The sequence below is a fragment of the Halosimplex rubrum genome (genome assembly GCF_013415885.1).
GTDB lineage: Archaea > Halobacteriota > Halobacteria > Halobacteriales > Haloarculaceae > Halosimplex > Halosimplex rubrum.
Genome location: NZ_CP058910.1, coordinates 4073465 through 4088418 on the forward strand (window position 1 = coordinate 4073465; position 14954 = coordinate 4088418).

At 68.9% G+C, this 14954-nt stretch carries 15 protein-coding genes; 12 read left to right on the forward strand and 3 right to left on the reverse strand.

The window, feature by feature from the left end; all coding sequences use genetic code 11:
- Positions 1 to 83 precede the first annotated feature (83 nt).
- The 11 genes from HZS55_RS20455 (at position 84) to HZS55_RS20500 (ending at position 8991) form a co-directional block, all read left to right on the forward strand.
- Positions 84 to 932, forward strand: a complete 849-nt coding sequence (locus tag HZS55_RS20455) for a TatD family hydrolase (protein WP_179909385.1) — start codon at positions 84 to 86, stop codon at positions 930 to 932.
- Positions 933 to 971: 39 nt separating this feature from the next.
- Positions 972 to 1196 (forward strand): hypothetical protein, encoded by a 225-nt coding sequence (locus HZS55_RS20460; protein WP_179909386.1) that lies wholly within the window; start codon positions 972 to 974, stop codon positions 1194 to 1196.
- Between the two features lie 274 nt (positions 1197 to 1470).
- Positions 1471 to 2052 (forward strand): DUF2150 family protein, encoded by a 582-nt coding sequence (locus HZS55_RS20465; protein WP_179909387.1) that lies wholly within the window; start codon positions 1471 to 1473, stop codon positions 2050 to 2052.
- 160 nt (positions 2053 to 2212) lie between these two features.
- On the forward strand, positions 2213 to 4828 hold the full coding sequence (locus tag HZS55_RS20470; protein ID WP_179909388.1) for an Ig-like domain-containing protein: 2616 nt from the start codon (positions 2213 to 2215) through the stop codon (positions 4826 to 4828).
- Positions 4829 to 4866: 38 nt separating this feature from the next.
- Complete coding sequence (gene hmgB / locus HZS55_RS20475; RefSeq protein WP_179909389.1) at positions 4867 to 6213, forward strand: hydroxymethylglutaryl-CoA synthase; 1347 nt, start codon at positions 4867 to 4869, stop codon at positions 6211 to 6213.
- Positions 6214 to 6264: 51 nt separating this feature from the next.
- Positions 6265 to 6390, forward strand: a complete 126-nt coding sequence (locus tag HZS55_RS22895; protein WP_281372764.1) for a hypothetical protein — start codon at positions 6265 to 6267, stop codon at positions 6388 to 6390.
- A gap of 75 nt (positions 6391 to 6465) precedes the next feature.
- Positions 6466 to 7215: a DUF7504 family protein gene (locus HZS55_RS20480; RefSeq protein WP_218927246.1), complete on the forward strand. Its 750-nt coding sequence runs from the start codon at positions 6466 to 6468 to the stop codon at positions 7213 to 7215.
- 126 nt (positions 7216 to 7341) lie between these two features.
- The gene (locus HZS55_RS20485; protein WP_179907697.1) at positions 7342 to 7548 is read left to right on the forward strand and encodes a DUF7331 family protein; all 207 of its coding nucleotides are present in this window, start codon (positions 7342 to 7344) and stop codon (positions 7546 to 7548) included.
- 63 nt (positions 7549 to 7611) lie between these two features.
- On the forward strand, positions 7612 to 7992 hold the full coding sequence (locus HZS55_RS20490; RefSeq protein WP_179909390.1) for a DUF7322 domain-containing protein: 381 nt from the start codon (positions 7612 to 7614) through the stop codon (positions 7990 to 7992).
- Positions 7993 to 8058: 66 nt separating this feature from the next.
- Positions 8059 to 8541 carry a DUF7346 family protein gene (locus HZS55_RS20495; RefSeq protein WP_179909391.1) on the forward strand — a complete coding sequence of 161 codons (483 nt, stop codon included), beginning with the start codon at positions 8059 to 8061 and terminating at the stop codon, positions 8539 to 8541.
- Positions 8542 to 8577: 36 nt separating this feature from the next.
- Entirely contained in the window at positions 8578 to 8991 is a 414-nt protein-coding gene (locus tag HZS55_RS20500) for a hypothetical protein (protein WP_179909392.1), read from the forward strand.
- A gap of 47 nt (positions 8992 to 9038) precedes the next feature.
- On the opposite strand, the gene rad50 is transcribed toward HZS55_RS20500, so the two are convergent.
- From rad50 to HZS55_RS20515, 3 genes are all read right to left on the reverse strand, one after another.
- Complete coding sequence (rad50, locus tag HZS55_RS20505; protein WP_179909393.1) at positions 9039 to 11738, reverse strand: DNA double-strand break repair ATPase Rad50; 2700 nt, start codon at positions 11736 to 11738, stop codon at positions 9039 to 9041.
- Positions 11735 to 12997 carry a DNA double-strand break repair protein Mre11 gene (gene mre11, locus HZS55_RS20510; protein WP_179909394.1) on the reverse strand — a complete coding sequence of 421 codons (1263 nt, stop codon included), beginning with the start codon at positions 12995 to 12997 and terminating at the stop codon, positions 11735 to 11737. The genes rad50 and mre11 overlap by 4 nt, the downstream gene beginning before the upstream one ends.
- A 175-nt stretch (positions 12998 to 13172) precedes the next feature.
- Positions 13173 to 13439: a MarR family transcriptional regulator gene (locus HZS55_RS20515; RefSeq protein WP_006883821.1), complete on the reverse strand. Its 267-nt coding sequence runs from the start codon at positions 13437 to 13439 to the stop codon at positions 13173 to 13175.
- Positions 13440 to 13686: 247 nt separating this feature from the next.
- On the opposite strand from HZS55_RS20515, the gene pan1 reads away from it, so the two are divergent.
- Positions 13687 to 14898 (forward strand): proteasome-activating nucleotidase Pan1, encoded by a 1212-nt coding sequence (pan1, locus tag HZS55_RS20520; RefSeq protein ID WP_179909395.1) that lies wholly within the window; start codon positions 13687 to 13689, stop codon positions 14896 to 14898.
- Positions 14899 to 14954 lie beyond the last annotated feature (56 nt).

Consider the following 14954-nt stretch of genomic DNA (forward strand, 5'->3'; position numbering starts at 1 on the left):
GCGGGCCGTTCCCCGGCGGCCCGCGGTCGCCTCGCCGACCCCACAGCGAACGGTTTTTTCGAGCGCGCGCCGGAGGCCCGGACATGAACGCGGAGATAGCGGGTCCGGTCCTCGACGACCACATGCACTTAGACCCCGTCCACGGCCGCGGCGTCGACGCCGCCCGCGAGTTCGCCGACAGCGGCGGCACGCACCTGCTCGTCGTCAACAAACCCTCCTGGCACCTCCTCGATTCGCTGCCCGAGGGCGCCGACGACTTCCGCGAGGTGTTCGACCTGACCGTCGACGCGGTCGAGCGGGCCAGCGAGGCGTTACCGGGACGGGCCTGGCCGGTGCTGGGCGTCCACCCGGCGCTCGTCTCGCAGCTCGTCGACGAGGGGCTCGACCCCGAGGAAGCCCGGGACCTGATGCAGACCGGGCTCGACACGGCGGCGGAGTACGTCGCCGACGGGCCGGCGCTCGCGCTCAAGTCCGGTCGGCCCCACTACGACGTGAGCGACGCCGTCTGGACGGCCTCGAACGACGTGATGAGACACGGGTTCGGCCTCGCGGCGGAGACCGGCTGCGCCATCCAGCTGCACGCCGAGAGCGGCGAGGACTTCACGGAAGTCGCCGAGTGGGCCGAAGCGCGGGGACTCGCGCCCGAACGCGTCGTCAAGCACTACTCGGGCGGTCGGCTGGACGGGATCACCAAGAGCGTCATCTCCCACAAGGACGAACTCGAACTCGCGATCGAGGAGGACGAACCGTTCATGATGGAGACCGACTTCATCGATGATCCGGACCGGCCGGGGGCGGTGCTGGGCGTCGGGACGGTCCCTTCGCGGGTACGCTGGCTGCGCGAGCGGGGCTACGACGAAGCCATCGAGCGCGCCCACGTCGATACGCCGGCGGCGGTGTACGGCATCGACACCGAAGGGACGCTGGAGTGAGCCGGTACCTTTTCGATTCGCTGAGGGGAACGGGTGGGCATGGACGACCATCGCTGTCCAGACTGCGGCGTCTCGATGGAGGAAGTCGAGTTCGGCATGAGCGACGCCTGGAACCCCCACGTCAGGACCGGCGAGAAGCGCGAGGGCCTGCTCGGCAAACTCGGGATGAGCGAAACGGCGGACGTGACCACGCTGATGTGCCCCGAGTGCGGGCTGTTGCGGTTTTACGCCGATATCGACGAGGGCGAAGAGGACGCCTACTGAGGCCGGGCTGTGTGGTCGTGGTGCGGTCGCTGTGGCCGCGAGCGCGTGCCCGCGCAGGGGCGCGGGCCGCGAGACCTCGGGGAAGGGCAGGCTTGCCGCGGATGTCCGGCGCCGGAGGCGCCGGTTCACCGGCCGCGAGGCGGAGCCGAGCGGTCGGCCTTTTTCGCCCACGTTTTTGCGCCGAGCGGTACCCGCAGGGCCGAAGGCCCGAGGATACCCGAGGCGGAAAAAGGTGGGTCGAAAGCCATATCACCGGAGCGACGAACGACGTTGTATGAGCAATCAGCCGGGGGAGTACTACACGCCCGAACGCTGGCAGAACTGGCTGGACAGGATCGACGAGGAGGACCTCGACCCCGAGGACGACGACACCGCGCAGTTGCTCTGGAACATGCAGGACGACACGGCCATCGCCGTCGTCAAGGTCGTCTCCGACTTCGAGGAGGGCGTCCTCGACGAGGACGAAGCCCTCTCGGAGATCGAGGAGATGCGCGAGGTCGTCCTCGCCGAGCCGGAGTTCGACGACGAACAGGCGCTGATGCTCGTCGACAGCGTCCAGACCTCGCTGGTCTGTGTCTTCTACGCGGCCGAGGAGTTCGTCGTCGGCGGCACCGCCGAGGACGCGCCCATCGGCGAGTACGTCGGCGCCGCGGCCGACGCCGAGGCCGAAGAGGACCTGGACACGGCGCTTTCCTACTGCGTCCAGGCGGGGACGCTCGTCATCGACGGCGCCGAGTTCGACCCGTCGATGGCCGAGGAGGTCGACCCCGGGCTCGTCGTCCAGTGGGTCAACGGGCTCGACAGCCTCCAGACGGCGATGAAAGACCCCGAAGTCGTCGAGGAAGACGACGAGTAACCCTCCGAGGCGCACGCGACGGTCCGCGGCGGCGTCCCCGCCGCCGCGACGGCCCGCGCGGCCGCCGTCGACCGACCCCGGCTCGACGGGCGAGCGGTCGTTATCAGGGTGGAAAATCGGGGACACAGGTTTTTGCACGCCGAGGCGGTAGTCCGGCGACATGGAGCCGTGGGACGACAGGGGCCAGTCCATCCAGATCGGGGCGGTCCTGGTCTTCGCGGCGCTGATCCTCCTGTTGTCGCTGTACCAGGCGACGATCGTCCCACAGCAGAACGAACAGGTCGAGTTCGACCACAGCCAGCAGGTCCAGGGGGACCTGCTCGACCTTCGCAACGCCGTCACGTCGATGTTCGGCGAGTCGGCGAGTCGGTCGGTGTCGATCCGGCTGGGGACGACCTATCCCTCGCGAGTGCTGGCGGTGAACCCGCCGCCGGTGTCGGGGCTGTTGCGGACTGATGGGACCGCCGACGGCGACGTGTCGTTCGCGCTCTCGAACGTCGAAGCGCTGGACGAGGAGACGGACGATTTCTGGGACACCGGCGGGTCGCCGCGGGAGTACCGGACGGGTGCGATGGTCTACCGGCCGAGCTACAACGAGTACGGCCAGCCGCCCCGGACCGTGTACGACTCGACGGTGCTGTACGACAACTTCACCTTCGAGGGGGCGACCATCGCGCGCAGCGACCAGACGCTCGTCGACGGATCGACGGTCTCGCTGGTCGCGCTGAACGGCTCCCTCCAGCGGTCCTCGTCCGGCGCCACGTCCGTCGACGTGCGACCGGTCAGCGCGTCGAGCACGACGGTGGCGGTGACGAACCGGGCGCCGAGTGACCCCCTCACGGTCCGGACCGCGACCCGACTGCCCGAGTCGACCTGGGAGGAGTTGCTGGCCGACGAGGCGAACGTGACCGACGTGCGGACGAGTTCGCTGCCGGTCGACGGGTTCCGGACGCTGGAAGTCGACCTGCGGCCGGGCACCTACGAGCTTCGGATGGCGAAAGCGGGCGTCGGGACGCGGGTGACGGGGACGGACCCGGCGTACATGACCGACCTGGCCGCGGACGGGTCGACGGTGCCCGAGGGGGGATCGGTCCGGCTGACCGTCGAGGTGCGCGACGCGTTCAACAACCCGATTGCCGGCGTGAATGTGACCGGGAACTCGACGGATCCGGCGGTCGGGACGCTCGCCTCGAACGAGGTGACGACCGGCGACGACGGCCGGGCGACGTTCCGCTTCGACGCGAAGTCGGTCACCGCGGAGACGGACGTGCCCGTCGAGTTCAACTTCACGCTCGATTCGTCCCCTTCGGCGTTCGATCCGCGCGACCCGGAGGACATCGAGGCCGTGGTCGAGGTCCAGAACACGCAAGTCCCCGGGGGGTCGGGCGGTGGCGGCGCGGGCTACTCGCTCACCTGGACGGACGCCACCTCGCTCCCGGGGACGACGAGCGGCGGTGAGCCCTGCACGTCGGCGCCCGACCCGTGCGAGGTGGCGATGCAGTCCGAGACCTCGACGAGCCAGATCGGGGCGCCGGTGGGCTTCGGATCGAACGACACGGGCGTCGCGCGCGTCCTCCAGCGGTCGACCGCGACGGACTCGGACGGCACGGCGGAGACGACGGTACGGTTCGAGCGCGCCGTGGGCAACGCGACGCTGTGGACTCAGAGCGCCGGCACCAACGACACGCGGCTCGTCTCGACGCCGTCCTACGAGAGCTTCGAGTCGGGCTTCGGGAAGTACGGCGTGTTCGGCTCGTTCCAGGGGTCGGGCCCGGAGTTGACCTCGGCCCAAGGATCGAACAGCGGGTCGTCGGCGATCGTGTTGCACGGTGGCGACGACGGCGGCATCGTCACGACCGGGTACGACACGACCGGCGCCGAGATGGTCGTCGTCCAGTACTGGGCCAAAGAGAGCGACGAGGGCGACCTGAACGACGGTAACGGCGCCCTGTACGTCGAGTATCTGGACGGTGCCGGGACCTGGCAGACGGCGGACACGCTCCCGCTGACCGGGACGAATCCGGGACAACAGCGGATCGTCAGACTCGGAGCCGACGCGATCCACGGGAACTTCTCTCTTCGCTTCCGCCAGCAGGGCGCCGACGACGCCAACGACGAGTGGCTGATCGACGACCCCCAGATATCCGTGATCGGGAAGGCCGTGGGCGGCGGCGAGGCCGGCGGGCGGGCGCCGGAGAACGGTGGTGGCGGTCCGGGCGACGGACCCGCAGACACGACCCCGCCGACGATCTCCGAGGCGGAGGCCACTCACGACGATAACTCCTTTTTGCCGTTCGGCGATTTCGACGACGAAGTTTTATTTACCGTCGATTCAGAGGACGCTTCGGGCGTGGAAAGCATCACTCTCACCGTCCAGCGGTCCACGAACGGAAATCAGTTGGCCCAGCGGACGGTCCAGTCACCACCGGGCGGTGACCTCGACGGCGAAGCGCTTGATCTCGGCACCGAGGTGAGTTTCAACGGGAACAACGGCCTGGACATCACTATCGAGGTGGTCGACACCGTCGGTAACAGCAGGACCTGTACCGGGAAGATCGACTCCGAGGACGGAACCGTCTCACTGGCGGACGGAAGTCTCTCGTGCAGTCAGACCTCGGTCGCCTCCGTTCCGCTCGTCGCGCCGCCGGGCGGCGGAGCTGGTGGTGCTCTTCCCCCTTCCGTTGCCGTCTTCGGCGTGTTGGTCGCCCTCGCTGCGGCCGCGGTGATGGGGAGCCAGTTCCCTTTGCCCGTCGTTCGACACCCGTCGATACGATAGTCGACAGGCACTTGTAGGAGTCTCACGGAATTCGACGCATGACATCCGTCGGTATCGACGCCATCGAGATCCGGACGGGGAAGCTGCGACTGGACCTGCCGGAGACGTTCGCGCCGGCGCAGGGCGACGACCCCGGCAAGTACACGAAAGGGCTCGGTCTGAACGCGAGTTCGTTCCCGGACGTGTACGAGGACATCGTGACGATGGGGGCCAACGCGGCCCACGACCTGATGGAGCGCAAGGGTCTGGAGCCGGAGGACATCGGCCGCATCGACGTGGCGACGGAGTCGGCGTTCGACAACTCCAAGCCCGTCTCGACGTACATCGCGGGCTGTCTCGAACAGGTGTACGACGGCGACTTCCACCACGCCAACAAGGGCGAGCGCAAGTTCGCCTGCATCTCGGGCACCCAGAGCTTAGACGACGCGTACAACTGGATCCGCGCGGGACGCAACCGCGGTCGCTCGGCGCTGGTGATCGCCACCGACACCGCGCTGTACGCCCGCGACGACCCCGGTGAGGCCACCCAGGGCGCCGGCGCCGTCGCCTTGCTCGTCAGCGAGGACCCCGACGTGGTCGAACTGTCGACCGATCAGGGCTACGGCAGCGCCGACGAGACGGACTTCCTGAAGCCCCAGCAGCAGTTCCCGAGCGTCGACGGCAAGCGATCCGTGCAGGTGTACCTCGCGCGGATGCGCGAGGCCGTCGAGGACTTCGAGTCCGTCGCGGGGACGATCCACCCCGACGACGCGGCGCTGATCCCCTTCCACACGCCGTTCCCGGGGATGGTCCGCAAGGCCGCCGCGCTCGCGTTCCGCCACGTCAGCCGCGACACGGAGATCGAGGAGGACCTCGCCGGCGAGATCGGCCGCCAGCCCCGCCGCGAGGCCTTCGACAGCGAGGAGGCGTTCCGCGAGGCCGCCGCCGACTACACCGACGATCTGACCGACACCGACGCCTACCGCGAGTGGTACGCCGAGACCGTCGAGCCCACGCTGACGATCTCCCGCGAGGTCGGCAACTGGTACACCGGGTCGGTCCACGTCGCCCGCCTCTCCGGGCTGAAGGCCGCCTACGAGGACGATATCGACATGACCGGCGAGACACTGATCGTCGGTTCCTACGGCTCGGGCGCCCAGGCGGAGATCCACGCCGAGACCGTCCAGTCGGGCTGGGCCGAGGAGATCGAGGCCCTCGATGTCGACGAGCAGTTGGCGGCGCGCTACGAGTTGACCTTCGAGGAGTACGAGGACGTCCACGACGTACACAACCACGACGAGGACGCCGGCGCCGCCGACGTGGACCAGTTCACCGCCCCCGAGTCGGAGTTCGTCTTCGACGGCTGGGGTCGGATGGGCGAGCGCAAGTACACCTACGTGGAGTGATCGACTGAGAGCGACGGCGTCGCTCGAAGTCGCTTTTTTGGTCCAGATTTTTTGGCCGAGCGGGTCCCGCAGGCCCCGGAGGGGCCGAGGAACCCCGAGGCGAAAAAAGGTGGTCGCGAGTTCGTCTTCGACGGCTGGGGTCGGATGGGCGAGCGCAAGTACACCTACGTGGAGTGATCGACTGAGAGCGACGGCGTCGCTCCCGAATCGCCGCCCCGCAGTTTGATAGTGGTCAGGCCGAAACGGGTAGCCGTGAGCAACTGGTTGTTCCCGGACCGCGACGTGTCGGGGGCGCCCGACGACGGCGTCGACCCGGCCGACCCCGACGTGGACCCCGCGGAGGCGAACCTGGACACCGAGGCGACCCACGTCGAACCGCTCCGGGTCGACGCCGTCGACCCGGGGACCAGCATCCTGATCGCGGGACCGGCGATGACCGGCAAGCGGCGACTGCTGTTCGACCTCGTCGGCGGGTCGGCGTCGAAGACGGCCGCGTTCGTGACGACGAAAAAGCCCGCGCGAAAGGTGGCCGCCTGGTTCGCCGCGACCCGCCCCGAGACCGAGGTCTGGGACCGCTCCGTCGTCGACTGTACGGGCAGCGCCGGCCGCGAACGACGGTCCCGCACCCCCGAGATCGACGATCTGCGCGTGGTGTCCAGCCCCGGCGACCTGACCGGCGTCGGCATCGAGCTGACGGGCGTCCTCCGGGAGTGGCACCACGACTCGGTCGCGGACCCGCGCGTCGGCCTGCACTCGCTGTCGACGCTGCTGATGTACACCGACCTGAAGCGCGTCTACCAGTTCCTCCACGTCGTCACCACTCGCGTCGCCAGCGTCGACGGCGTCGGCGTCTACACCCTCGACGTGAGCGCCGGCGGGTCGGCCCACGACGCGCTCAAACAGCTGTTCGACGCCATGGTCGAGGTCCGCCCCGGCGACGACGGCTCGGAGTTCAGAGTCCGGGGCGGCGACTTCGGCCCCCGCTCGTGGACGACGTTCTGAAACGCAGATAGCTGACCGTCGAACGCGGTCGCCGCGGTCGCCGTCCCGGCGGCGGCGCGAGACCGCGTCGGTGTCGGTACAGGCAGAAGATACTTGTCACGGTGTACCAAACCCGGCGGTGAAGCCATGACGGACCACGCGACGCGACCCGGCGAGGCGGACAGTGCCGAGAGCCAGCCGTCCGCGGACGTGCGAGTCGCCCCCGCCGACACCGAGGGCGTCGCCGCCACGGACGCCTACGAGGTCGACGGCGGCGTGGTCCTCTTCGATACCGAGAACCCGCTCGCCTGGGTCGAGTCCGACGACGCGCTCGCGCTCGGGCGGATGGCCTGAGCGGCGACCGCGGCGACCGACCGAGTGGGAACCCTTTTGCACGCGAGCGCGCAACTCGCGGACGTGTTAGGCGACGGTGACGGCGACGACGACCCGTTCGAGGACCCCTTCGAGGAGGGACGCTCCGAGTCCTCGCTCGGGCCCGACATCCCGGAGGTGGACGTGCCCGAAGTGGAGGTGCCGTCGGTCGAGACGAGCCACGACGACTTCGACGCCGACGTGGACCCGGAGCTCAGGCGGACGTTCTGGCGGCTCGTCGTCGTCTTCGACGTCGCCCTGCTCGCGCTGTCGCTCGGGCCGATGTTCGTCTACTTCCGGGGCGACTGGGAGACGGGCGGCCCGCTGTTCGCGCTCGGCGCGATCTCCTTCGCCTACGGCGTCTTCACCTACCGCCGCTATCGCGCCGACGACGACGCCGGCGAGCCGGACGCCGTCGGCGAGTGACCGCGTTCCCGCCCGGCGGCCTCGCCGACCGGAACCGCTAACCCCGCGAGGCCGCTACCGCCGCCCATGCGAACGGTCCGCGACGAGTCCGGGCGGCGTCTGGTCCTGCTGAAGGAGTCGAGCGACGCCTCGCTCGTGCGCGACCCCGAGACGGGCGAACAGCGCCACGTCCCCAACGGCCGGATCGAACCCGTCGACGGCGAGTCGCCGCTGGAGACGGCCAGCCGCGCCGTTCCCGAACCGGTCCGGGCCGTGGCGAGCGCCGTCCACGACGACCGCTCGCTCGGGCTCCTGGTGGAGATCGACGCCCGCTCACCCGTCGACGTGCGGACGCTGACGGACGCGGTGGACCTCTGCGAGAGCGACCTGCACGGCCACCTCTCGGAGTTCCGGGCGGCCGGTCTCGTCACGGAGACCGACGCCGCCGGCGTCCGCGGCTACGAGACGACCGAGCGGGCGAGCGACGGGCTGGCCGCGATGCGCGGCAGTGCCCGCGGCGACGGCGACGACCCGGGGGCTGATGACGACCCCGCAATCGGCGACGCCTGACCAAGACATTTACCGGAGCGCTCGCCACGGGGAGGTATGAGCCGGGACCGGCTGCGGGCGCACGTCGTCGGCGAGCGCCCGAAGCGGATCCCGGTCGCGTTCGGGGTCGGCGTCGCCGCCGCGGTCGCGCTCGAACTCCTCTTGGCGGCACTGGGTGCAAGTGGCGGATTCGCTGTGGTGACCGTCGTCACCTACGTCCTCGGTGCCGCGGGGCTGACTCGCCTCGTGCTCCGGTGGTCCGGCGGACTGGTCACCGTCTGGGGCGGCGTGTTCCCCCTGATGTTCGCGTTCGCCTGGCGGTTGTTCTCGTACGTCGGGCCCGGGCCCAGTTTCGGTCAGATACTCGGCCCGGCGGTCGCGTACACGGTCGGTGTCGGGACAGTGTGGTACGCACTCGGGATCGCTCTCCTGACGCCGCCCGGAGACTCGCTTGCGCGCCCCACTCGGTAATACGGGGTCGCCCGAAACCCGGGCCTGTCCGGGCGTGGCATCCGGTCTCAGTCGTCGGCCTCGACGGCCTCGGCGAGGCGGTCTTCCGGGCTCTCGCGGCGGACCGACGAGCGATTGGTGGTCGAGTCCTTCTCGACGCGGACCAGGTCGTCGGCGGCGCCGACGAGTTCGTCGTCGTGGCTGACGACGAGGATCTGCTCGACGCCGTACTCGCGCATCGCCTCGACGAGTTCGACGAGCTGGGAGACGTGGCCCGAGTCGAGGAAGACGGTCGGTTCGTCGAGGATGAGCGGCGGCATCGGGGCCGCGCCCTCGATACCCTCGGCGAGCAGCCGGTAGATGGCACACCGGAGGCTGAGGTTAAAGAGGGCGCGCTCGCCGCCCGACAGCTGTTCGGGGTCGAGCGGCTCGCCGTCCTTCTGGTAGACGGTGAGTTCGTACTCGCCGGAGAGCTCGATGCGGGCGTACGAATCGTTCTGGTAGACCAGATCGAATATCTCGTTGAGCATCGCCTCCAGGCTCTCGACGTTGCGCCGGCGCAGCTCGGCGCGCAGGTCGCCGTACATCCGCTGGAGTTGCTCGGCCTCCTCGTACAGCGAGTCGAGGCGCTCGACGGCGTCGGCCAGGTCCTCACGGCGCTCGCGCAGGGACTCGAGTTCCTCGATCTCCGCCTCGACGCCGCCGATCGCGCTCTGTAGCTCGTCGCGCCGTTCGCGCAGCTCCTCCAGCTTCGCGTCGGCCTTCTCGATGTACTGCTCGGCGTTCTCGCGCTGCTCGCGCGCCCCCTCGATCCGGTCCTCGTCGAACGCCTCCTGCAGGTCCGACCGGCGCTCGCGCTTCTCGGCGAGGCGTTCGCGGCGCTCGTCGTTGGTCTCTTTGAGGTGCTCGCGCCGGTCGCGCAGGCGCTCGACGGCGTCGGTCGCGTCGGCGACGGCGTCAAGCAGCTCCTCGACCCGTTCGAGTCGTTCGCGGCGCTCGCGGATCGTTCCGACTTCCTGGTTGATCTCACCGACGCGTTCGCGCGACTCCTCGGCGGCGTCCTCGCGGTCCGCCGCCGCTTCGCGCTTGTCCGCCGCCTCCGATTCGAGGTCGTCGGCCTCCTCGCGGAGCCGCTCGGCCTGCTCGACCTTCTCTTCGACAGTCTGTTCCTCCTGTTCGAGTAACTGCTCGAACGTCGATTGGTCGGACCGACACTCACGGATCTCGGACTCGACCTCGACGAGCCGTTCGGCCTCTTCGAGCCGGTCCTCGAGGTCGTCGCGGCGCTCGCGGGCATCGTCGAGGTCGTTTTCCAGCTCGGCCAGCCGCTCGCGGTCGTCGTCGATAGACTCGACGTGGGGCGAGTCGTCGACGTCCTGGCCGCATTCGGGACACTTCCCCTGCTCCAGCAGCGCCTCGGCCTCCTCGATCCGCTCGCGCTGGTTCTTCACGTCCGATTCGAGGCTGGCGACGGTCTCGCGGACCTCGCTCAGATCGTCGCCGACCTCCTCGCGGAGGGTCTCGGCCTCGCCGAAGTCGACGGGCGCATCGTCGAACTCGCTCTCCAGGGAGTCGATGCGCTCGGCCAGCCCGTCGATCTTCTCGCGACGGTCGCCGAGCGCGTCTCGGGTCTCGGCCACGTCGGATTCGAGGTCGTCGGCCTGCTCGCGCTTCGCTTCGGCCTGCGATTCGAGGTCGTCGGCGCTCTCCCGGAGGTTCTCGGCCTTGGTCGTGTGCTCGGACACCGCCGCGGTCACCTCCTGCAGCGTCTCCTGTAGCTCGTCGTCGCGCTCGGCGAGGTCGTCGAGCCGCGACTCGACGGCGGCCGGCTCGGGCAGGTCGTCGGCGCTCCCGTCGAGTTCGGTCTCGGGGAGCAGATCGCCCAGTTCCTCGCGGTGCTCCGTCCTGGTCTCCCGGTGGTCGGCGATCGTCTCCGCCAGCTCCTCGCGGTCGCGCTCGGTCTCGGAGATGGTCTCCCGGAGCGCCTCGATATCCGATTCGAGGTCGTCGAGTTCCGCGCGCTTCTCCTCGTGGCTGTCGAGGATCTCCGCGGCTCGGTCGCGCGTCTCGACGGCCTTCTCGCGCTGGCCCTCGAAGCGTTCGATGTCCGAGGTGACCGATTCGAGGTCCGTCCGGTGGTCGTTGAGCCGCGCGTGGAGGTTCTCGTCTTCCTTGGCCTCGATCTGGTCGTCGAGCTGTGAGAGCGAGCCGCGCTTGTCCCGGCGGACGCGGTCGACGCCGACGCGGGCGTCGCTGGCGCGCTCGCGGTACTCCTCCAGTTTCCCGAGTTGGAGCAGCGAGTCGAGCATGTCCTGGCGCTCGTCCGGGCTGGCGTTGATGAGTTTGTTCACCTCGCCCTGGCGGACGTACGCGCAGTTGACGAACGCCTCGGCGTCCATCCGCAGCAGGCCCTCGACGTAGCCGCGCACGTCGCGGGCGCCCTCGACGGTCCCCTCGGGTCCCTCCAGCACGCACTTGGCGGTCTGGGCCTGCTCGCCCGTCGCCCGCACGCGCCGTTCGACGTGGTAGGCGTCGCCGTCGTGGGCGAACCACAGCTCGACCTCGGCGTCGTCGGCACCGATGGTGACCACCTCGTCGAGGGTGTTGTCCAGCGCCTTCGAGCCGTACAGCGCGAAGAAACAGGCCTCCAGCAACGAGGACTTGCCGCTGCCGTTGAGCCCGTGGATGACCGTCACCCCGCGGTCGAGGCGCACGTCCGCATCGTCGTAGCACTTGAAGTTCGACAGCCTGACGCGCTCGAACCTCACTGGTACTCACCCCAGGTGGCCTGGCCGTCCTCGTCCTCGTCCTCGTCGGGCGCTTCGGTTCCGTCGTCGGGCGTCACGTCCGCATCGACGGGCCCCTCGTCGCCGTCACTGCCTTCGTCTGCAGCGTCGTCGTCCCCAGCGGATCCGGCGGACTCGAACGCCGCGGGGTCGCCGTCCGCGACGAGGTCGGCGACCGTGTCCTGGACGACGTCGTCGACGTTGGAGTCGGCGACCTTGCTGGCGCGGACGGTCTCGTCGATCGAACGGGCCGCGTCGCTGAGGCCCAGGTCGCGGACGCGCTCGCGGACGGCGTCGTCGGGGTCGGCGAAGGAAACCTCCCGCTCGCTCTCCTCGGCGGTCTCCCGGCGGTCGGTGACGCGGGCGACCAGCGCCCCGCGGTCCAGCGCGAACTCCTCGACGGCGGCGGGCGTGACCGGCTCGCCCTCGCCCTCGACGGTCACGACGACGACGGCGTCCGCCAGGTCGTACTCGCCGACGCGCTGGCGGACGCGCTCGACGCCCTCGCCCTCGCCGAGTTCGAGGTCGACGAAGACGAACTCCCGGGTGTCCAGCCCCCGACGGCGCACGTCCACCTCGCCGTCGAACTCGACGACGTTGTACCCGCGTTCGTCGCGCTCGGCGGCGCTGGTGCGCTCGGTCGACCCGCAGTAGGTGACCCAGGTGTCGTCGACCTGCGCGGTCTCGGCGTGGTGGTTGTCGCCGAGCAGGAGCGCGTCGAACTCGACGTCGGTCGTCGCGAAGATCTCGCTGGGGTCCCACTCCCCGAAGTCGAACGGCTCGAACAGCCCGTGCGTGACCAGGGCGGCGTGGTCGGCGTCGTGGGCGTCCAGGTCGAGTTCGAACCCCTCGCGCTTCGAGCGCGGGACGAAGTCCAGTCCGTAGAAGGCCGTCGCTCCCACCTCGACGGGGTCGGGGCCGAGTCGGGTGGCGAGCCCGAGCGACTCGAACAGATCGAGCCACTGGCCCTCGCGTTTGGCCTCGTGGTTGCCGACGACGGCGAGGAAGGGCACGTCGGCGTCGTCGAGCGTCCGCAGGACCGAGAGAGTGCCCATGATGTCGTCGAGGGTCGGCCGCCGGTCGTGAAAGAGGTCGCCGGCGTGGACGACCGCGTCGACGTCCTCGGCGGCGGCGTCGTCGACCACCTGGCGGAACGCGTCGAGGTAGTCCCGCTTGCGCTCCGGCCGGTGGTACTGCCGGTAGCCGAGGTGGGTGTCCCCGGTGTGTATCACGCGCGTCATCTGTCACCGGGTACGAAACCCCCGCCTAAAGAGGTGTCGCGAGCGCGGTGAAAGTGTTCTCGCGCGGTACGGTCGACGTGCTCCCCGGTTCGGCGGTCCCGGCACGGCGGGGCGGTGAGAGAGCGACGAGAACGCGTGGAGAGCGGCTCGGGCGGAGGACGGTTCGGGGGCGAGACTATTCGATCTCGAGCGTGTAGATCCGCTTGCGGGCGTCGGCGAAGGAGAATCGCGAACTGACCACGTCGACGTCTTCGAGTCGGTTCAGCGCGTAGCGGACGGTCCGCGGGGGCAGCAGCGTCTCCTCGGCGAGCTGGCTCTGGGTCAACGCGTCGTTGTACTCCAGGGTCTTGGCCACCAGTTTCGCGCTCGGCGGCAGGTCGCGAACGGCGTCCCAGCCCTCTTCGGCCGCCGATTCCGCCTCTGCAGTTTCGGACGTGCTCATGCTGTCTTCCGCTTCTGGATACAGCCTAATAATATTTCCCGTTTCGAATAATTACCTCTGTGAATCTATCGGCAAGAACCGCGGCCGCGGTCAGCGGGACGGGATCTCGGTTGTTTCGAGGTAACGTACCACATAATTTTCCCAGAGAATCGGCCGACAGCGTCGGAGACGAGTGAGACATCTCGGATCGGCAAGTGACCCGACCGACCCGAAACCTCTTATTATCCCATCCGCTAGCAGGGGTGTAATGACCGACACCGTGGACGAGGTGGACCTGCCGTACGACGACGACGCGTCCCAACAGGACAAAATCGAGGCGCTGGAGGAGCGCCTGGAGGTGCTCGAGTCGCAGAACGAGGAGATGCGGGACAAGCTGCTGGACGCCAACGCGGAGAACAACAAGTACCAGCAGAAACTCGAACGGCTCACCCACGAGAACAAGAAGCTCAAGCAGTCGCCGCTGTTCGTCGCCACGGTGCAGGAGCTGACCGACGACGGCGTCATCATCAAACAGCACGGCAACAACCAGGAGGCCATCACCGAGGTCACCGACGAGATGCGCGACGACCTCGAACCCGATTCGCGCGTGGCCGTCAACAACTCGCTGTCAATCGTCAAGAGCCTCGAAGACGAGACGGACGTGCGCGCCCGCGTCATGGAGGTCGAGGAGTCGCCCGAGGTGACCTACCAGGACATCGGCGGTATCGAGGACCAGCTCGAAGAGGTCCGCGAGACCGTCGAGATGCCGCTGAAGAACCCCGACATGTTCGAGGAAGTCGGGATCGAACCGCCGAGCGGCGTCCTGCTGCACGGCCCGCCGGGCACCGGCAAGACGATGCTCGCCAAGGCCGTCGCCAACCAGACCGACGCGACGTTCATCAAGATGGCCGGCTCCGAACTCGTCCACAAGTTCATCGGCGAGGGCGCCAAGCTCGTCCGCGACCTCTTCGAGCTCGCCCGCCAGCACGAGCCGTCGGTCCTGTTCATCGACGAGATCGACGCCATCGCGGCCAAGCGGACCGACTCCAAAACGTCGGGCGACGCCGAGGTCCAGCGGACGATGATGCAGTTGCTCTCGGAGATGGACGGCTTCGAGGAGCGCGGCGAGATCCGCATCATCGCCGCCACCAACCGCTTCGACATGCTCGACCGGGCCATCCTCCGTCCGGGCCGCTTCGACCGCCTGATCGAGGTGCCCAAGCCGGACATCGAGGGCCGCGAGCAGATCTTCAAGATCCACACGCGCAAGATGAACCTCGACGAGGAGCTGGACTTCGCCCAGCTGGCCGACATGACCGGCGAGGCCTCCGGTGCCGACGTGAAGGCCGTCTGCACCGAGGCAGGCATGTTCGCCATCCGCGACGACCGCACCGAGGTCCGCATGCAGGACTTCCTCGACGCCTGGGACAAGATCCAGGCCGAAGACGAGGAAGAAGACATCTCGCGTACCTTCGCCTGAGCGGCGCCCACGGTCGTCGGTCACGACCGCAACCGTTTTTTCGCTTTCGCTGTCAG